The organism is Streptomyces sp. 13-12-16, from assembly GCF_002114215.1.
In the GTDB taxonomy this organism is placed as follows: domain Bacteria; phylum Actinomycetota; class Actinomycetes; order Streptomycetales; family Streptomycetaceae; genus Streptomyces.
Genome location: NZ_NCTE01001420.1, coordinates 13,651 through 14,013, shown reverse-complemented (window position 1 = coordinate 14,013; position 363 = coordinate 13,651). Strand labels below are relative to the sequence as shown.

Sequence of the window (363 nt, the reverse complement as noted above, 5' to 3'; positions counted from 1 at the left end):
GGTCCGCGTCCGTGGACTGGGAGGGCGTCACGACGCGCGCCCTGGAGGCGTGGCGGGCGTTCACGGAGGACCCGGACGCGTTCAAGGGTGAGCCCGGTGTCGCGCACGCGGTCGGCGTGGTGGACCTGCTGGACGACGTGGTGGACCTGACCCCGGCGCGACTCGTACGGGCGTCACGGGCCGAAGCCGATCCGGCGGAGCTGTCGGCGGAGGTCACCGCCACGCGCCGGAAACTCACCGAGGCCGCGGAGGCCCTCGCGCGGACGGCCGGCCGTGAGGAATGGAGCGCGGCGGGCGCCACGGCGCGCGAGTGGCGGACGGCTACGGCGTCCGACCTCTCGCGTGGTGGTGCGCTCACGCTGC

At 75.8% G+C, this 363-nt stretch carries 1 pseudogene; it reads left to right on the top strand.

From position 1 onward, the window contains the following. A pseudogene (locus B7767_RS47085) lies at positions 1-363 on the top strand (SAM-dependent methyltransferase); the annotation flags it as partial.